This window comes from Ramlibacter sp. Leaf400, from assembly GCF_001424545.1.
Classification (GTDB): domain Bacteria; phylum Pseudomonadota; class Gammaproteobacteria; order Burkholderiales; family Burkholderiaceae_C; genus Ramlibacter.
Genome location: NZ_LMQL01000009.1, coordinates 520,593 through 538,155 on the forward strand (window position 1 = coordinate 520,593; position 17,563 = coordinate 538,155).

Consider the following 17,563-nt stretch of genomic DNA (forward strand, 5'->3'; position numbering starts at 1 on the left):
TTCCTTCAACGCCCACAAAGGCAAAGGTGCGACCATGACCTCTCCCCAGGACTCCTCCTTCTTCTTCCTCGGTTCGTCCCGCCGCGAATCCCTGTTCGCGGGCGCCGCCATGCTCTCGGCCGGCGCGGTGGCCCTGCTGGCCGGGCGCGATGCGCTGGCGCAGGGCACCAAGGCCTCCAGCGCCAGGGGCGAGTCGGACGTGCGCATCCTCAACACCGCGCGCGGCGCCGAACTCGAGGCCATCGCCGCCTACCAGCTCGGCGCCGAGAGCGGCCTGCTGGGCCCGCAGGCCAAGGCGCTGGCGCTGGAGTTCCAGGGCCACCACAAGGAACACGCCGACGTGCTGGCGGGCACGGTGCGCAAGCTGGGCGGCCAGCCGGTGGAACCCAAGGCGCGCTACGAATTCCCCACCGACAAGCTCAAGGCCGAGGCCGACGTGCTGCGCTTCGCGGCCGGCCTGGAGCGCGGCGCCGTCTCGGCCTACCTCAATGCCGTGCCGCTGTTCCAGGACCGCGCGCTGGCGCAGGCGGCGGCGAGCATCCTGGGCGACGAGGCCATGCACTGGGCCGTCTTCCGGCAGGTGCTGGGCGAAAAGCCCCTGGTCCCCGGCGCCTTCATGTCCTGAAGGCCCGCCACGGTGCCCCGGCTCGCGCGCCCACTGGCCTTCACCGCGGCGCTGGCCGTCTGCGGCCCGCTCGCGGCCGCGGACGCGGGCCTGCTGGCGCGCGGCGAACAGGCCTACGGCCGCTGCGCGGCCTGCCATGCCATCGAGCAGAACCGCACCGGCCCCGCGCACTGCGGGCTGTTCGGCCGCAAGGCGGGCACGGCGCCGGGCTTCGAGACGTACTCCGCCGCCATGAAGAAGTCCGGCCTCGTCTGGACCGAGGCCACGCTCGCGCGCTTCCTGGCCAACCCGATGGCCACCGTCCCCGGCACCACCATGACCTACCTGGGCGTGCCCGAGGCCGAGGAGCGCGAGGCCCTCGTGGCCTGGCTGCGGCAGGCCACCCGGCCCGGCAAGGCCTGCAAGCCGCCGCGCTGACGCGTCACGCGGCGCTCACGCGCCGTCGGCGACGCCCTGGGGCGTGCCGGTCTGGAACATGCGCGTGAAGTCGCAGCTCTCCTGCGCCAGCATGGTGACGGAGGCGATCAGCGTGCTGCGCTGGTCGGTGCGATAGAGGGCCACGTAGGGCGTCGCCGGCAGCGCCGGCGTGACCTTCACCAGCGCCAGCATGCCGTCGTCGATCATCGGCTGCAGGCAGCGCCACGGCAGGTAGGTCACGCCCAGCCCGGACACCGTCATCGAGATCAGGGCCAGCATGTTGCTGCTGCTCAGGGTGTTCGGCAGCTTCATGCCCTGCGCGCTCAGCCAGCGGTCCACCACGATGCCGGTGCCGGACTTGTTGCTCTGGGTCAGGAGCCGGTATTTCGCCAGCTCGTGCAGGCGCAGCGGCTTGCGGCTGTCCACCATGCCGGGGCGGCACATCCACTGCAGCTCCACGTCGCCCACCGGGCGCGACGCGAAACGCGGATCCTCGAAGGCGTCCGGGACGATGGCCAGGTCCAGTTCATCCTCCAGCAGCTTGTCGCGCAGGGCCGCGCTGGTGTCGACGTCCGGCTCGATCACCACCCGGGGATAGAAGGTCTCGATGCGGTGCACCAGCCTGGGCAGCCAGGTCATGGCGGTCAGTTCCGTGACGCCCAGGCGCAGCCGCCGCTCGATCACTTCAGGCCGCAGGAACTGCTCCACCGCCGAATCGCGCTGCTCCAGCAGCCGCTGCGCCACCGCGAACATCTCCTCGCCCTTGTCGGTCAGCCGCGCCGTGCGCAGCGTGCGGTCGAAAAGCGGCGTGTCGAACAGGGACTCCAGTTCCTGCACGCGCTTGGAGATCGCCGACTGCGTGGTGTGCAGCTTGCTGGCGGCCTGGGCGAAGCCGCCCAGGCGCGCAACCCAGTAGATCGCTTCCAGCTGCTTGAAGGTCATCACGGCGCGGCTTTCGGGGAAACCCGGAATTTATCGCTTTTTTTCTTGAGTTTCGAATCGGAAATATCGCTTTTTTTCTGGTGAGGGAACACCAACAATCCGCCCCCTACCGCACCCCCATCGCAATGCCCGCCCCCATCCTCCTGAACCCCGTCCCGGCGCTCGCGCCGGCGGCCCTGGCCGATGCCTTCGGCCGCGTGGTCACGCCCCACCTGAGCGACAACCTCGACCGCATGGCCGGCATCACGGCGCTGCAGCGCTTCCACCGCGGCCGCAAGCTGGTGGGCACCGCCTTCACCGTGAAGACGCGGCCGGGCGACAACCTGGCGATCTACCAGGCCCTGCCCCTGCTGCAACCGGGGCACGTGCTCGTCATCGACGGCGACGGCGACACCAACAACGCGCTGGTGGGCGACCTCATCCTTTCCTACGCCATCCAGCGCGGCTGCGCCGGCTTCGTCATCGACGGCGCGGTGCGCGACACGGCCGCCTTCGGGGAAGCCGACTTCCCCTGCTACGCCCGTGGCGTCTCGCACCGCGGCCCCTACAAGAACGGCCCCGGCGCGCTGAACGTCCCCGTGGCCATCGCCGGCCAGGTGGTGAACCCCGGCGACCTGGTGGTGGGCGACGAGGACGGTGTCGTCACCTTCCCGCAGGCCGACGCCCAGCGCCTGCTCGAAGCCGCCCGCCGCAGCGCCGCCAAGGAAGACGCGATCCGCGCCGAGATCCAGACCGGCCGGGTGCAGCAGAGCTGGCTCGAGCCCTTCCTGCAGCAGCCGGCGCCCTGATCGCAGCGAACCCCATGACCCAACTGCTCGCCACCCGCCTCGATTCCGTCAAGCCGTCGCCCAGCATGGCGGCCAAGTCCCACGTCGATGCACTGCGCGCCGCCGGCCGCACCATCATCGACTTCACCATCGGCGAACCCGATTTCCCCACGCCCGCCCACATCGTCTCGGCCGGCGTCGACGCCCTCACCTCTGGCAAGACCCGCTACACCGGCTCGGCCGGCATCGCGCCGCTGCGCAAGGCCATCGCCGCCAAGCTGGCGCGCGAGAACGGCCTGGCCTACACGCCCGAGCAGGTCGTGGTGGGCAGCGGCGCCAAGCACGTGATCTTCAACGCGCTGGCGGCGACGCTGAACGAGGGCGACGAGGTGATCGTGCCCGCACCGTTCTGGGTGTCGTACCCCGACATGGTCGCGCTGCACGGCGGCCGGCCGGTGATCGTCACGGCCGACGAGCGCACCGGCTTCAAGCTGGTGCCGCAGGCGCTGGAGGGCGCCATCACGCCGCGCACGCGCTGGCTGATCCTCAACTCGCCGAACAACCCGACCGGCGCCGTCTACTCCGGGCAGGAGCTGAAGGCGCTGTGCGAAGTCCTGCTGCGCCACCCCCACGTGTGGCTGATGACGGACGAGATCTACGAGCACTTCGTCTTCGGCGGCGTGCGCCACGTCTCTCCCGTCGCGCTGGTGCCCGAGCTGGCGTCCCGCACCCTGGTGGTGAACGGCATGTCCAAGGCCTACGCGATGACCGGCTGGCGCATCGGCTACGGCGCCGGGCCGCTGCCGCTGGTCAAGGCGATGACGCTGCTGCTCACGCAGAGCACCTCCTGCGCCGCGTCCATGAGCCAGGTCGCCGCGGTGACCGCGCTGGAAGGCCCGCAGGAGTGCGTGGCCGAGGCGCGCCAGCTGTTCGAGGCCCGCCGCGACCGCATGGTCGAGCTGCTCAACCGCGTGCCCGGCATCCAGTGCGCGCTGCCCGACGGCGCCTTCTACGTTTTCGCGTCCGTGGCCGGGCTGATCGGCGCCACCACGCCCGCCGGCAAGACGCTGGCCAGCGACGTCGATGTGATGATGTACTTCACCGACGTCGCGGGCGTCGCCGCGATCGACGGCACGTCTTATGGCCTGCCCAACCACCTGCGGCTGTCGTTCGCGACCTCCATCGACCAGATCGAGGCCGGGTGCGCCGTGCTGGCCCGGGCCGTCGAAGCCCTTTCCCTTCCCCATGTCCACGAGGAGACCTCCCATGCGTAAGCTTCCGCTCATCTCCGCCGCCGTCGCGGCCCTCACGCTCCTGGCCGCCCCCGTCGCCAGCGCCGACCAGCTCGCCGACATCAAGGCCAAGGGCACGCTGGGGTGCGGCACGCTCGGCACCGCCGAGCCCTTCAGCTTCCCCAACCCGCAGACGCGCGAGACCCAGGGCTACGACGTGGACTTCTGCGCCGCCGTCGCCAAGAGCCTGGGCGTCAAGCTGGAGCTCAAGCTGATCTCGGTGCCGGCGCGCATCCCCGAACTGATGCAAAGCCGCGTCGACGTGCTGGCCGCCAACCTGGGCTTCACGCCCGAGCGCGCCGAGCAGATCGCCTTCAGCGAGAGCTACTTCGTGAGCAACCAGAAGGTGGCGGCCCGCCGCGCCGACAAGTTCAAGACGCCCGCCGACATGTCCGGCAAGCGCGTCGCCGCCGCCAAGGGCTCCACCTCGGAAGCCGGCGCCCGCAAGCACATCCCCAACGTCAACACCGTCACCTTCCAGGACCCGCCGGCGCTGTTCCTCGCGCTGCAGCAGGGCAAGGTCGAGGGCGTGGTGCTGTCCGAGCTGACGCTGGTGAAGTGGAAGCAGGACGCGGAGACCAGCCCGGCCCCGATCGACATCCTGGAGCCGGCCCTGTTCGCCGAGCCCTGGGGCATCGGCATGCGCAAGGGCGAGCCCGCGCTGCTCAAGCACGTGAACGAGGTGCTGTCCGCCATGGAGAAGTCGGGCGAAGCCGCGAAGATCTTCGACAAGTGGCTGGGAACGGGCACGCAGTTCAACCTGAAGCGCAGCTTCAAGATCGAGCCGATCAAGGGCTGACGACCCCGCCGCCCCGCCATGGCCCCGCTCGATTTCTCCGTCCTGCTGCGGGACGACGCGCCGCAGATGCTGGTGCGCGGCGTCGTCATCATGCTGGAGCTGACGGTACTGGCGTGGGTCCTGGCCATGGTGCTGGGCACCCTGCTCGCGCTGGTGCGCATGAGCAAGAGCCGCACCGCGCAGGCCGCGGTGGCCGGCTGGGTGGAGTACCACCAGAACGTGCCGATGCTGGTCCAGGTCTTCCTCTGGTACTTCGGCATCGCCACGCTGCTGCCCGCCGACCTGCAGACCTGGCTGAACCGCCATGGTGGCGAGTTCACCTTCGCCACGGTCTCCATCGGCCTGGCGATGTCCGCCTACGTCTCCGAAGGGCTGCGCGGCGGCATCCGGTCCATCCCGCCCTCGCAGATCGAGGCGGGCCGCGCGCTCGGGCTCACCTACCTGCAGTCGTTCCGCCACGTCGTCTTCCCGCAGGCGATCCGCATCGCCATGCCCACGCTGATCAACCACACGGTGCTGCTGTTCAAGAACACCGCGCTGGCGATGACCATCGGCGTCGCGGAGCTGACGTACGCCACGCGCGAGATCGAGAGCCGCTCGTTCAAGACGGTGGAGGTCTACCTGCTGGCGACCGTGGTCTACCTGGCGATCTCGCTCCTGATCATGGCGGCCGGCACGATGGCCGAGCGCCGCATGCGCATCGCGTCGAGGTGAGCCATGGCTGACATCCTCGCCCTCCTGCGCGACTACGGCGTGCTCCTGCTGGTCGGGCAGTACCCGAACGGGCCGCTCGGCGGCCTGGCCATCACCTTCGTGCTGGCGGTGCTGGGCATCGCGCTGGCCTTCCCGCTGGGGATCGCGCTGGCGCTGGCCCGCGTGAGCCGCTTCCGGCTGCTCTACTGGCCGGCCACCGCCGTGGTCTACGTGATGCGCGGCGTCCCGCTGATCATGCTGATCTTCTGGGTCTACTTCTTCCTGCCGGTGCTCCTGGGCCGGCCGGTCAGCGGCTTCAGCACCATGCTGGCGACGCTGGTGATCTACGAAGCCGCGTACCTGGCGGAGATCGTGCGCGCCGGCATCGAGTCGCTGCCCAGGGGCCAGACGGAAGCGGCCCGCGCCGTGGGCCTGACCTACATGCAGACCATGCGCAAGGTGGTCCTGCCGCAGGCGATCTACAACATGGTGCCGTCCATGCTCAGCCAGTTCGTCTCCACCATCAAGGAGACCTCGCTGGGCTACGTGATCAGCGTCAACGAGCTGACCTTCGCGGCCAACCAGGTGAACAGCACCCTGCTGACCAAGCCCTTCGAGGTGTTCGCGGTGCTGGCGGCCATCTACTTCCTGCTCTGCTTCTCGCTCACCCAGCTGGCCCGCCAGCTCGAAAAACGGGTCGCCCGTCGCCGCGCGGGCCAGGGCGCGGGCGCGGGCGCGGCCGCACCCGCCGTACCGCCGCCGATCGCGGCCATCGCCGAATGAGGAAACCCATGATCCAGTTCGAAGGCGTCAACAAGTGGTACGGCAGCTACCACGCGCTGGACGGCATCGACGCCGTCGTCGCCAAGGGGGAAGTGGTGGTCGTGTGCGGGCCTTCGGGCTCGGGCAAGTCCACCCTGATCCGCACCGTGAACCGGCTGGAGGAGATCCAGAAGGGGCGCATCCTGTTTGACGGCCAGGATATCCACGCCAAATCGCTGGACGTCAACAAATTCCGCAGCCACGTCGGCTTCGTGTTCCAGAGCTTCAACCTGTTCCCGCACCTGTCGGTGGCCGAGAACATCATGCTGGCGCCCACCACCGTGCTGGGCCGCGGCAAGGCGGAGGCGCGCGACCGGGCCGGGCAGCTGCTGGCCCGCGTGGGCCTGGCCGCCAAGGCCGACGCCTACCCCGGCCAGCTGTCGGGCGGCCAGCAGCAGCGCGTGGCCATCGCCCGCGCCCTGGCCATGGACCCGCCCGCGATGCTGTTCGACGAGCCCACCAGCGCGCTGGACCCCGAGATGGTCGGCGAGGTGCTGCAGGTGATGAAGTCGCTGGCCAGGGACGGCATGACGATGATCTGCGTCACCCACGAGATGAATTTCGCGCGCGAGGTGGCCGACCGCGTGCTGTTCATGGACCAGGGCCGCATCGTGGAGTCGGGCAGCCCCACCGGCTTCTTCGAGAATCCCCAGAGCGAGCGGGCCCGCCGGTTCCTGGCCGATCTTCGCTCGCACTGAGCGGGGCCGGCCCCGCCGGCGACAGCAAATGCGCGGATCGGCCACTCCCCCGTGGCCTTTTTGCGTTCCGGCCGCCGGCGCGGGGGTGCAATTGAAACGACGTGCTGCGCATGGCCGGATCGCCCCGTCCGCAGGCGAGAATGCGTGCCCTTCGCCACCCCATCCGTTGTAGCCCCGCATGCCGCTTTTCAAGAACATCGTCGTCTACCGCATCGGCCCCGACTGGACGCCCCCGGCGTTCGAGCGGCTGGAGGCGGAACTCCAGCGCCTGGCCTTCCAGCCCTGCGAACCCACGCAGGAACGCTCGGCCGGCTGGGTGCCGCCGCGCGGCAAGGACAACGGGGCCATGGTGGAGAGCGTCGCCGGCCAGTGGATCCTCAAGCTGGCCGTGGAGCGCAAGAGCGTGCCCGGCGGCGCCGTGCGGGCGGAGCTGGAGGCCCGCTGCAAGGCGATCGAGGCCGAGCAGGGCCGCAAGCCCGGTCGCAAGGAGAAGTCCGAGATCAAGGACGAGATCGTCCTGACCTTCCTGCCCCGGGCCTTCAGCAAGCGCTCCTCGCACGTGATCTGGCTGGACCTGGAAAAGCGCAGCCTGGTGATCGCGGCCAGCAGCATGAAATCGGCCGAACCGGTGGTCAAGCAGCTGGTGGACATGATGGCCGACCTGCAGCACGTGCTGCCGCTCGCGCCGCTGTCGACGTCGCTGGCGCCGGCCACGGCCATGGCCGAATGGCTCACGACCAAGCAGCCGCCCGAGGGCTTCTCGATCGACCGCGACCTGGAATTGAAGAAGGCGGGCGAGGAGAAATCCGTGGTCCGCTACGCCCGCCACAGCCTGGAGCTGGACGAGATCGGCCAGCACATCGAGGAAGGCAAGCTGCCGACGCAGCTGGCCCTGACCTGGAACGACAAGGTGTCCTTCGTGCTCACCGAGCAGCTGGCGATCCGCAAGATCGACATCCGCGGCGTGGAGGACGCGCCCAAGGGCGAGGACGGATTCGACGCCGACGCGGCCATCGCCACCGCGGAAATCTCGGGCCTCTTGCCCCAGTTGCTCACGTCGCTGGGGGGCGAGCTACACAATGTATAGGTTTCGCCGTTGAGGCACTGCTAATATCCGCCCGCCCTTGCAGTACCTCCGATGACAGTTGCGCTCGCAGGCCGTACACCGGCCACCTTCGAGATCAAGAGCGCGAACCTTCCGCTGGTCGCCCTGTTGCTCAAGTCCGCGGACCTGCACGCCCTCGCGGGCGAGCTGCAGGCCCGCTTCGGTGACATCCCCGAGTTCTTCGACCACGATCCGCTGGTGATCGACCTGGCGCCGCTGCCGGGCGACGCCGCGGTGGACTTCGCCGCGCTGGTGCAGCTGCTGCGCCGCCACCGCGTGATGCCGGTCGCGGTGCGCGGGGGCAGCCAGGACCAGCAGCAGGCGGCCCGCGCCGCGGGGCTGGCCCGGGCCGAGGGCGTGGCCGAAGCCCGGCCCCCCGCGCCCGCGCGGCCGCCGGCGCCCACCCGGGCCCGCGCCGAACCCGCTCCCGCCCGGGCCGAGCCCGATGCGGGCGCGCCCACCGGCGCCCTCATCGTCGACAAGCCCCTGCGCTCCGGCCAGCAGGTCTATGCCCGCGGCCGTGACCTGGTGGTGATGTCGATGGTGAACCCGGGCGCCGAGGTCATCGCCGACGGCAGCATCCACGTCTACGCACCGTTGCGGGGCAAGGCCATCGCCGGTGCGCGCGGCAACACCGAGGCGCGCATCGTGACGCTGTGCCTCGAGCCCGAGCTGCTTTCCATCGCCGGCGTCTACCGCACCAGCGACACCGCCCTGCCCGCCGAAGTGCTGGGCAAGCCCACCCAGGTGCGCCTGGAAGGCGGCGTGGAAGGCCGGCTCGTGATGGAAGCCCTCGAAATCGCCCCCTCCTCCTCGCGGCGGAGGGCCTGAAGACCAACGGGAAACCCCATGGCAAGAATCATCGTCGTCACTTCGGGCAAAGGCGGGGTCGGCAAGACCACCACCAGCGCCAGCTTCGCCTCCGGCCTGGCCCTGGCCGGACACAAGACCGCGGTCATCGACTTCGACGTCGGCCTGCGAAACCTGGACCTGATCATGGGCTGCGAGCGCCGCGTGGTCTACGACTTCGTCAACGTGATCCAGGGCGAAGCCACGCTCAACCAGGCCCTGATCAAGGACAAGCACTGCGACAACCTGTCGGTGCTGGCCGCCTCGCAGACGCGCGACAAGGAGGCCCTGAACAAGGAGGGCGTCGAGCGCGTGCTCAAGGACCTGGCCGAGATGGGCTTCGAGTACATCGTGTGCGACTCGCCGGCCGGCATCGAGACCGGCGCCCTGATGGCCATGCACTTCGCCGACGAGGCGGTGGTGGTCACCAACCCCGAGGTGTCGTCGGTGCGCGACTCCGACCGCATCCTGGGCATGCTGTCGTCCAAGACCAGGCGCGCCATCGAGGGCAAGGAGCCGATCAAGGAGCACCTGCTCATCACCCGCTACAACCCGAACCGCGTGGACCAGGGGCAGATGCTGTCGCTGGGCGACATCCAGGACATCCTGCGCATCAAGCTGATCGGCGTGGTCCCCGAGAGCGAGACCGTGCTGCAGGCCAGCAACCAGGGCACGCCCGCGGTGCACCTCAAGGGCAGCGACGTGAGCGAGGCCTACAAGGACGTGGTGGACCGCTTCCTCGGCCAGGACAAGCCGTTGCGCTTCGTCGACGCACAGAAACAAGGCCTGCTCAAGCGCCTGTTCGGAGGCCGCTGAGAATGGCGTCGTTCCTCTCCTTCCTGCTCGGCGAAAAGAAGAAGACGGCCTCGGTCGCCAAGGAGCGGCTGCAGATCATCCTGGCGCACGAGCGCTCCGGCCGCAACTCGGCCGAGCCCGACTACCTGCCCGCGTTGCAGCGCGACCTGGTGGCGGTGATCGGCAAGTACATCAAGATCAACCCGAACGACATCAAGGTCCAGCTCGATCGCCACGACAACCTCGAAGTGCTCGAGGTGAAGATCGAACTGCCGGAGCCGCAGGTCGCCAAGCGCTAGGCCTTGCGCTCCAGGGCCTCGCGGTCCCACTTGCCCTGCGAGGCCGCGGCCTCGTAGGTGCTCTGCAGGAACTCCAGCAGCGCCGCGTCCGGGTCGGGCGCGGTCCGCACCGCGGCGTAGGGCAGGATGAATTCGCGCGCCTTGGCGTGGTAGTACGCCGCGGCCGGGCGCACCTTGGCGCCTGAGTAACCCTCCGGTTCGGGATAGGCATAGGCGTAGAACGCCGCCTCGTCCACCGCGCCGCCGCCGGGCCAGAAGCCCGCGCTGGCGCACTCGCGCGAGTACGCCTCCACCATCACGTAGTCGGGACAGTTCGGCGCGCCGCCCGGATGCCGGGGCGCGGGCCGGCCGGAAAAGCGCGTCACCGCCAGGTCGAAGCTGCCCCAGAAGAAGTGCGAGGGGCTCTGCTTGCCCGAATAGCCGCTGCGAAAGCGCTTGAACACGCGGTCGGCCTGCGCCACGGTGCGCCACCAGGCGTGGGCGGCCACCGCGTCGTAGCTGGAATGCCCGTGGTCCTGCGCGAACGGCGTCGCCACTTCCACCTCGACCGGTCGCGGCACGATGCGCGGATCGAACCCGAGCGAACGCACGCCTTCCAGGTACTCGGCGAAGAAGCTCGCCACCGTCATCGGCGCCAGGTCCAGGCTGCGCGAGGCGCCGTCGTCGCAGCGCATCACCAGCCGGTGGTCCAGGAAGTCGAACTCCACCGACAGCGCGCGCGTGCCCGCCGGCATGGGCAGCGTGGTGAAGCCGCGCTCCGTCACGTACAGCGTGACGTGCCACCAGTGGTTCTCGAAAGGCGCCAGCGCCAGCCGGGTCTTGCCGACGATCTGCATCCACATGTGCAGCGTGGCGAAGGTGTCGCGCCACGCTGCAGGCGACAGGTCCGGCCAGGCGGCGGCGGTCGGGGCTTGCGCGGCCATGGCGTCGGGCCTTCAGCGCTGCAGCGAATCCACGAAGCCCTGCAGGAAGCCCCGCAGCTGGTCCTTCACCTTCTCGTCCACCAGTTCGCCCTGTTCGTTGAACGCCTGGCCGGCGCGCGCGACCATGAGGCGACCGCCGAACCAGGGCCGGGTGCCCAGGGTGCGCAGCACCGGCAGCCAGGCGTTCTGCGCGAGGATGGTGCCGAAGCCGCCGGGCGAGGCGCCCATCACCGCGACCTGCCGCCCACCGAAGACGCGGCCGATGTCCGCCGGGGGCCGGCTCAGCCAGTCGATGCCGTTCTTCAGCACGCCGGGCATGCCGTTGTTGTATTCGGGCGTGGCCAGCAGCAGGCCGTCGGCCGCGACCACGCGGTCCTTGAGCGCCTGCACGGCCGCGGGGATGCCCTCGCCCGCTTCGAGGTCGCCGTCGTACAGCGGGATGCCGTGCAGCGTGGCGATCTCCAGCGTCGCGCCGGCCGGCATCAGGCCGGCGGCCGCGCGCAGGAGCGAGGTGTTGAAGGAGCCCTTGCGCAGGCTGCCGGAGAGCCCGAGAAGTGTCGTCATGGGGAATAAGCGTGTTGCTGGAAGCGGAGACCAAGATAGCACCGCGCGCCGATGCGGGTTGTGCCAAATCCGAACGCGACAGCACGCGCCAATCCGGCAGCGACTCGTGTCGTCCGGCCCTGCGGCACCGGCGCGCCGCCGGTGCGCTGCAGGCCTGAAGCGCGCTCAGCCCTGGACGACCTGCTGGCGCTGCTGCCCCAGCCCCTCGATGCCCAGCGACATCACGTCGCCCGGCTTCAGGAACACGGGCGGCTTCAGGCCCAGGCCCACGCCCGGCGGCGTGCCGGTGGAGATGACGTCGCCGGGACGCAGGCTCATGAACTGCGAGAGGTAGGACACCAGCTTCGCGACGCCGAACACCATGGTCGCGGTGGAGCCGTTCTGGCGGCGCACGCCGTTGACCTCGAGCCACATGGGCAGGTGCTGCGGGTCCGGGATCTCGTCGCGCGTCACCAGCCAGGGGCCGATGGGGCCGAAGGTGTCGGCCGACTTGCCCTTGGTCCACTGGCCCTGGCGCTCCAGCTGGAACTCGCGCTCGGACAGGTCGTTGACCACGCAGTAGCCGGCGACGTGCTGCAGCGCGTCCTGCTCGCCGACGTACTTGGCCGTCTTGCCGATGATGACGCCCAGCTCGACCTCCCAGTCGGACTTGACCGAGTGGCGCGGGATCTCGACGACGTCGTTGGGCCCGACGATGGCCGACGTGGCCTTCATGAAGATGATGGGCTCGCTGGGCACGGTGGCGCCGGTCTCGGCCGCATGGTCCGAGTAGTTCAGGCCGATGCAGATGAACTTGCCGGTGCCGGCCACGCAGGCGCCCAGGCGCGGGTTGCCGCCGACGAGGGGCAGGCTCTGCGGATCGAGCGCGGCGATGCGGGCCAGCCCCTCGGGCAGCAGCACGTCGCCGGCGATGTCGCCCACATGGGCGGACAGGTCGCGGATGCGCCCTTGCGCGTCCAGCAGCCCGGGCTTTTCCTGGCCCACCGGGCCGTATCGCAGCAGCTTCATCTCGGTTCCTCTCGCGTCTCTCGGGTGTCGGTGTTCAGTTGGCCCAGCCGCCGTCGATCACGTGGATCTGCCCGGTGGTGTAGGTCGCGCCGGCCAGGTAGACCACCAGGTCGGCGATCTCGTCCGGCGCACCGATGCGGCCCATGGGCTGGCGCGCGACGAACTCGGACCGCGCCTTCTCGTAGTCGCCGGTGGCCTTGAGCCGGTCCTGCAGCGAGGGCGACTCCACGGTGCCGGGGCAGATCGCGTTGCAGCGCACGCCCTGGCCCACGTGGTCGGCGGCCACCGACTTGGTCAGGCCGATCACCGCCGCCTTGGTCACGCCGTAGGCGAATCGGTTGGGCACGCCCTTCACGCTGCTGGCCACCGAGGCCATGTTGATGATGGCGCCGTCGCGCCGCTCCAGCATGCCGGGCAGCACGGCGCGGATGGTGCGCACCATGGCCTTGACGTTCAGGTCCCAGGCGAAGTCCAGGTCCTTGTCGCTGGCCTGCAGCACGCCGCCGGCATGGACGACGCCGGCGCAGTTGAACAGCACGTCGACCGCGCCGATCTCTGCGGCCAGGTCGCGCACCGCGGCCTCGTCCAGCACGTCCAGGCGGCGCGTGGTCACGCCGGGCAGCTCGCGCAGGCCGGCCAGCGCGGACTCGTTGATGTCGGTGGCCCAGACGCGAGCGCCGGCGCGGGAAAAGGCTTCCACGCTGGCGCGCCCGATGCCCTGCGCGGCAGCGGTGATGAGGACGGTCTTGCCGGCGAAGTTCATGCGGCGGTTTCTCCTGTGGGGACGGGGTCGAGTTCGAATTCGGCGCGCAACGCGGCGCTGTGTTCGCCCACGCGGGGCGCACCGCGGCTGTCGCGCGCGCGCTGGCCGTCGATGCGCAGCGGGCCGCGCGTGGTGTGCACCGGCGTGCCGTCGCCGCGCTGCACGGTCTGCAGCATCTCCAGCCGGCGGAAGGCCTCGGTCTGCAGCAGCCGCGGCCAGTCCAGCACCTCGGCGCACCAGATGTCCTCGGGCTGCAGGCGGGCCAGCCAGTGGGCGGTGTCGTGGCGCGCCAGCGTCGCGGCGACCAGGCGCTTGATCTCGTCGCGCTTGCCGAAGGCGTCGGCCGTCGAATAGCGGCGCAGCTCGGGCAGCGGCAGGGTGTCGGCCAGGCGCGCCAGCGGCATCATCGCCAGCGCGAGGTAGCCGTCGGCGGTGGGGTAGATGCCGTAGGGCGCGGCCAGGTAGGCGTTGGCGTTGCGGAAGTCCGCGCGCCGGGGGTTGCGGCCGCCGTCGTTCAGGTGCGTGGTGAGCAGCTCGAACTGCAGGTCGACCATGGCTTCGAGCAGGCTGGTCTGCACCAGCGCGCCCTGCCCGGTGATGCCGCGCCGCACCAGCGACGCCAGGATGCCTTCGGTGAGCACGTGGCCGGCGAGCATGTCGGCCACCGACAGGCCCAGCGGCACCGGGCCCTCGCCCTCGTGGCCGTTGAGCCAGGCCACGCCCGAGACCGACTGCGCGAGCAGGTCCTGCCCGGGCAGGCCGGCCCAGGGACCGTCCTCGCCGTAGCCGGAGACGCTGGCGTAGACCAGGCGCGGGTTGAGCGCGTGAACGGCGTCCCAGCCGAGCCCCAGGCGCTCGATCACGCCGGGGCGGAAGTTCTGGATCAGCACGTCGGCCCGCTGCAGCAGGCGGCGCAGCACGGCCAGGTCGTCCTGGTCCTTCAGGTCCAGCGCCAGGCTTTCCTTGCTGCGGTTGATCGCGTGGAACAGCGTGGAGTCGCCGCCGACGTCGGTGTCGGTCAGGTACAGGCTGCGGCAGATGTCGCCGCTGCCCGCGCGCTCCACCTTGATCACGCGCGCGCCCAGGTCGGCCAGGCGCAGCGCGGCCGAAGGGCCGGAGAGGAACTGGCTGAGGTCCACGACCAGCAGCCCCTGCAACGGCAGGCCCTCGCGGGTGCGGGTGGCGATCATCGCGGCAGGCTCTCCCGGAACATGCGGTTGAGGTCGTCGACGATGGCGCGGGCCGGCTCGGTCGTGCGCAGCCCGGCCAGCAGGCGCTGCGATGCCGCTTCCTGGTAGGCCATGTAGCCGTCGTGGCGCGGGCGCACCCACGCGCCTTCCAGCGTGCGGCGGGTGGCGCGGTAGAAGTCGTGCGTGGCCGCGTTCACCTTGCCGTCTTCCCAGGCCGCGGCATGGCCCGGCTGGCCGCCGGAAGCGGCATAGGGGCCGGCCTGCGCCTCGGGCCCGGCGACCCACAGGGCGAAGTCCAGCGCCTGCTGCGGATGCTTGCTGCGCGCCGACACGGCGATGCCGGTGCCGCCGAGCGCGGAGCCCACGGGGCCGCGGCCGTTCAGGGTGGGCATGTCGGCGAAGGCGATGCGCGCCGGGCGGAAGCCGTCCATGGCGTAGCTCACGTAGCCGTAGATCAGCGGCACGCAGTGGATGCTGGAGCCGGGCTGCGCCATGCGCTCGAACACGGCGATCGGGTCCTGCTCGAAGTCGAGCGCATCGAGGTGCGGGAGCAGCGAGCGCAGCAGGCCGATCGCCTCGGATGCCAGCGCGAGATCGAACAGCTCCGGCCCCTGCACGCGGCCCGGCGCCCCGAGCTGCGCCGTCAGCGTGTACAGGCACATCAGCGAATGCGGCGGGCGCAGCGGCAGCGCCACGTGGCCGGCCTTCGCCAGGTCCATCACCTCGCGCCAGTCCGGCGCGGGCGCGGCCAGGCGGTCGGGCCGCCAGGCCTGCACCTGCGTCGCCGCATCGATCGGCAGCGCCCACTGGTAACCCTGCCAGTGGTAGCTGGGGTAGGAAGCGCCCACGCTGCCTTCGGCGACGGCGGACAGCCGCGCATCCTGCAGCGGCAGCAGGCAGTTCTCGCGCGCGACCTGGCCCACGTGCGGGTGGTCGATCACGATCAGGTCGTACTCGCGCGCCAGCTGGTCCACCGGGAAGGACTCGAAGTCCTGAAGCGAGCGGCGGTCCCAGGTGACGGCCACGCCGGTGCGCTCCTGCCAGAGCGCCGAGCAGGCTTCCAGCGGCTGCCAGCCGCGCGGGTGGTTCCAGGTCATGCCGCGCAGCGTCGGCCCGTTCTTCTCGTTCATTGGACGGCTCCGGTGCCGTAGATCAGGTTGGGCAGCCACAGGGACAGCTGCGGGAACACGGACAGCACCACCAAGAGGACCATCATCACGGCCAGGTAGGGCGCGACCTCGCGGGCGTAGTCGGCCATGGGCACCTTGAGGGTCTGCGAGGAGATGTACATCAGCCCGCCCACCGGCGGCGTGACGCCGGCGATGGTGAGGTTGGTGATCAGCACGATGCCGAAGTGCACCTTGTCGATGTGCGCGCCTTCCACCAGCGGCAGCAGCATGGGCGTGAGGATGATCAGCGCGGCCGAGCCCTCGATGGCCGTGCCCAGCACGATCAGCACCAGGTTGATCAGCAGCAGCAGGACCATGGGGTTGGACGTCGCGCCCTGCAGCCAGCCCGACATCGCCTGCGGCACCTGCATCCACGACAGGTAGAAGCCGAAGGCCCCGGCGGCGCAGATCATCATCATCACGCTGGCCGAGTCGCGCACCGATTCCGCCAGCACCTCGGGCAGGTCGCGCAGGCGCATCTCGCGGTAGCCGAAGATGGCGATGCCCAGCACATACAGCACGACGATGGCGCCCGATTCGGTGGTGGTGAACACGCCGTAGCGCGTGCCCGCCAGGATGACCACGGGAATGGACAGCGCCCACAGGCCGTCGACCAGCGCCCGGCCCAGCTCGCGCGCGCTGGCGCGGCGTTCGCGCTGCGGCTTGTAGTTGCGCTTGATGGCCAGCACGTGCGTGGTGAGCATCAGGGCCACCGCGAGCAGCAGGCCCGGCACGATGCCGGCGGCGAACAGGCGCCCGATCGAGGCCTCGGCCAGGAAGCCGTAGACGATGAGGCCGATCGAGGGCGGGATCAGCGCCGTGATGATCGCGGCCGACGAAGTGATCACCGCGGCGAAGGGGCGGCCGTAGCCGCGCTCCACCATCTGGTTGCCGATGGTCTTGGCCAGCATGGCCGCGTCGGCGTTGGCCGAGGCCGTGAGGCCGCCGAGCAGCGTGGCGAGCACCGTGCACATCTGCGCCAGCGCGCCGCTCACGTGGCCCACCAGCACCTCGGCCAGGTGCAGCAGCCGGCGGGTGATGCCGGCGGCGTTCATGACGCAGCCGGCCAGCACGAACAACGGCAGGGCGAGCAGCGACACCGACTCCGTGCCCTCGGCCATCTGCTGGGCGAAGTTGGCCAGCGGGATCTCGCCCGTGTTCATCAGGAAGAAGCCGAGCGCGGCGACGGCCATCGCCCAGGTCACCGGCGTCTGCAGCGCGAGCAAGGCCACCATCAGCAGCGAGGGCAGCCACAACTGGACCATGCTCATACCGCCAGCTCCGAGGAAGGACGCCACTGCCAGCCGTCGCGCCAGGGGGCCAGCAGCAGGTGCTGCACCAGCATCAGGACCGAGGCCACCGCCATCGGCGCATAGACCGCCGAGCGCGGGATGTCCAGCGACACCACCCGGATGTCGTGCGCGAGCACGGCCTGCCAGGCGAACATCGCCGCCAGCACCGTAAACAGCGCGGCCAGCAGGAACCAGTTGAAGATGAAGACCGCGCGGCGCAGGCGCGGCGGGAACTGCGCGACCAGCGCGTCCACGTCGGCGTGCATGCGCCAGCGGATGCACGCCGCGGAACCGAAGAACACCAGCCAGCCGAAGGCGATGACGGCCGCCTCGAAGGTCCAGGAGGCGGGCTGCGGGAACAGGTAGCGCGTGACCACGCCCCAGGCGATCGTGAAGACGACCGCCAGCATGCAGGCGACGGCGATCGCCTCGTCGATGCGGCGCAGGCTCAGCAGCCGGTCGGTGCGCGGCGCCGCCGCGGCGACGGCCGGCCCGGCGTCGGGCCGGGCCGCGCCCGCGGGGGCGGCCAGGGGTCGCGTGGAATCCACTGG

The 17,563-nt window shown here is 70.4% G+C and carries 21 protein-coding genes; 12 read left to right on the forward strand and 9 right to left on the reverse strand.

Going from position 1 to position 17,563, the window contains the following annotated elements:
• The first annotated feature begins 34 nt into the window (after positions 1 to 34).
• Complete coding sequence (locus tag ASG30_RS10705; protein ID WP_055895718.1) at positions 35 to 625, forward strand: ferritin-like domain-containing protein; 591 nt, start codon at positions 35 to 37, stop codon at positions 623 to 625.
• Between the two features lie 12 nt (positions 626 to 637).
• A complete protein-coding gene (locus tag ASG30_RS10710) occupies positions 638 to 1,042 on the forward strand; it encodes a c-type cytochrome (RefSeq protein WP_055895720.1) in 405 nt (134 codons plus the stop codon).
• 15 nt (positions 1,043 to 1,057) lie between these two features.
• Here the strand turns inward: ASG30_RS10710 and ASG30_RS10715 are convergent, their stop codons facing one another.
• Positions 1,058 to 1,984 (reverse strand): LysR family transcriptional regulator, encoded by a 927-nt coding sequence (locus ASG30_RS10715; RefSeq protein WP_055895721.1) that lies wholly within the window; start codon positions 1,982 to 1,984, stop codon positions 1,058 to 1,060.
• 125 nt (positions 1,985 to 2,109) lie between these two features.
• On the opposite strand from ASG30_RS10715, the gene ASG30_RS10720 reads away from it, so the two are divergent.
• From ASG30_RS10720 to minE, 10 genes are all read left to right on the forward strand, one after another.
• Positions 2,110 to 2,772, forward strand: coding sequence for an RraA family protein (locus ASG30_RS10720; protein ID WP_082522020.1), 663 nt, complete (start codon positions 2,110 to 2,112; stop codon positions 2,770 to 2,772).
• A 14-nt stretch (positions 2,773 to 2,786) separates the two neighbouring features.
• Positions 2,787 to 4,025 (forward strand): pyridoxal phosphate-dependent aminotransferase, encoded by a 1,239-nt coding sequence (locus ASG30_RS10725; RefSeq protein ID WP_055895723.1) that lies wholly within the window; start codon positions 2,787 to 2,789, stop codon positions 4,023 to 4,025.
• Complete coding sequence (locus ASG30_RS10730; RefSeq protein ID WP_055895724.1) at positions 4,018 to 4,842, forward strand: ABC transporter substrate-binding protein; 825 nt, start codon at positions 4,018 to 4,020, stop codon at positions 4,840 to 4,842. Before ASG30_RS10725 ends, ASG30_RS10730 begins: the two co-directional genes overlap by 8 nt.
• A gap of 18 nt (positions 4,843 to 4,860) precedes the next feature.
• Positions 4,861 to 5,556 (forward strand): amino acid ABC transporter permease, encoded by a 696-nt coding sequence (locus ASG30_RS10735; protein ID WP_055895726.1) that lies wholly within the window; start codon positions 4,861 to 4,863, stop codon positions 5,554 to 5,556.
• A gap of 3 nt (positions 5,557 to 5,559) precedes the next feature.
• Positions 5,560 to 6,318: an amino acid ABC transporter permease gene (locus tag ASG30_RS10740; protein WP_055895728.1), complete on the forward strand. Its 759-nt coding sequence runs from the start codon at positions 5,560 to 5,562 to the stop codon at positions 6,316 to 6,318.
• Positions 6,319 to 6,326: 8 nt separating this feature from the next.
• On the forward strand, positions 6,327 to 7,055 hold the full coding sequence (locus ASG30_RS10745) for an amino acid ABC transporter ATP-binding protein (protein ID WP_055895729.1): 729 nt from the start codon (positions 6,327 to 6,329) through the stop codon (positions 7,053 to 7,055).
• Positions 7,056 to 7,233: 178 nt separating this feature from the next.
• On the forward strand, positions 7,234 to 8,142 hold the full coding sequence (locus ASG30_RS10750) for a recombination-associated protein RdgC (RefSeq protein WP_055895731.1): 909 nt from the start codon (positions 7,234 to 7,236) through the stop codon (positions 8,140 to 8,142).
• Positions 8,143 to 8,193: 51 nt separating this feature from the next.
• Complete coding sequence (minC, locus tag ASG30_RS10755) at positions 8,194 to 8,991, forward strand: septum site-determining protein MinC (RefSeq protein WP_055895733.1); 798 nt, start codon at positions 8,194 to 8,196, stop codon at positions 8,989 to 8,991.
• 18 nt (positions 8,992 to 9,009) lie between these two features.
• Positions 9,010 to 9,825 (forward strand): septum site-determining protein MinD, encoded by an 816-nt coding sequence (gene minD / locus ASG30_RS10760; protein ID WP_055895734.1) that lies wholly within the window; start codon positions 9,010 to 9,012, stop codon positions 9,823 to 9,825.
• A gap of 2 nt (positions 9,826 to 9,827) precedes the next feature.
• Positions 9,828 to 10,103 carry a cell division topological specificity factor MinE gene (gene minE, locus ASG30_RS10765; protein ID WP_055895736.1) on the forward strand — a complete coding sequence of 92 codons (276 nt, stop codon included), beginning with the start codon at positions 9,828 to 9,830 and terminating at the stop codon, positions 10,101 to 10,103.
• Here minE and ASG30_RS10770 read toward each other — a convergent pair.
• The 8 genes from ASG30_RS10770 to ASG30_RS10805 all read right to left on the reverse strand — a co-directional run bounded on the left by ASG30_RS10770 (position 10,100) and on the right by ASG30_RS10805 (position 17,560).
• Positions 10,100 to 11,026, reverse strand: a complete 927-nt coding sequence (locus tag ASG30_RS10770; protein WP_055895738.1) for a DUF5996 family protein — start codon at positions 11,024 to 11,026, stop codon at positions 10,100 to 10,102. The two genes, minE and ASG30_RS10770, sit on opposite strands and share 4 nt — an antisense overlap.
• A gap of 12 nt (positions 11,027 to 11,038) precedes the next feature.
• Positions 11,039 to 11,590: an NADPH-dependent FMN reductase gene (locus tag ASG30_RS10775; protein ID WP_055895740.1), complete on the reverse strand. Its 552-nt coding sequence runs from the start codon at positions 11,588 to 11,590 to the stop codon at positions 11,039 to 11,041.
• 165 nt (positions 11,591 to 11,755) lie between these two features.
• The gene (locus ASG30_RS10780) at positions 11,756 to 12,598 is read right to left on the reverse strand and encodes a fumarylacetoacetate hydrolase family protein (protein WP_055895742.1); all 843 of its coding nucleotides are present in this window, start codon (positions 12,596 to 12,598) and stop codon (positions 11,756 to 11,758) included.
• A 34-nt stretch (positions 12,599 to 12,632) separates the two neighbouring features.
• A complete protein-coding gene (locus tag ASG30_RS10785) occupies positions 12,633 to 13,361 on the reverse strand; it encodes an SDR family oxidoreductase (RefSeq protein WP_055895744.1) in 729 nt (242 codons plus the stop codon).
• Positions 13,358 to 14,551, reverse strand: a complete 1,194-nt coding sequence (locus ASG30_RS10790; RefSeq protein ID WP_055895746.1) for a CaiB/BaiF CoA transferase family protein — start codon at positions 14,549 to 14,551, stop codon at positions 13,358 to 13,360. Before ASG30_RS10790 ends, ASG30_RS10785 begins: the two co-directional genes overlap by 4 nt.
• Complete coding sequence (locus ASG30_RS10795) at positions 14,548 to 15,681, reverse strand: extracellular solute-binding protein (protein WP_055895747.1); 1,134 nt, start codon at positions 15,679 to 15,681, stop codon at positions 14,548 to 14,550. Before ASG30_RS10795 ends, ASG30_RS10790 begins: the two co-directional genes overlap by 4 nt.
• Positions 15,678 to 16,991 carry a TRAP transporter large permease gene (locus ASG30_RS10800; RefSeq protein WP_055895749.1) on the reverse strand — a complete coding sequence of 438 codons (1,314 nt, stop codon included), beginning with the start codon at positions 16,989 to 16,991 and terminating at the stop codon, positions 15,678 to 15,680. The genes ASG30_RS10795 and ASG30_RS10800 overlap by 4 nt, the downstream gene beginning before the upstream one ends.
• Entirely contained in the window at positions 16,988 to 17,560 is a 573-nt protein-coding gene (locus tag ASG30_RS10805; RefSeq protein ID WP_235579768.1) for a TRAP transporter small permease, read from the reverse strand. The genes ASG30_RS10800 and ASG30_RS10805 overlap by 4 nt, the downstream gene beginning before the upstream one ends.
• Positions 17,561 to 17,563 lie beyond the last annotated feature (3 nt).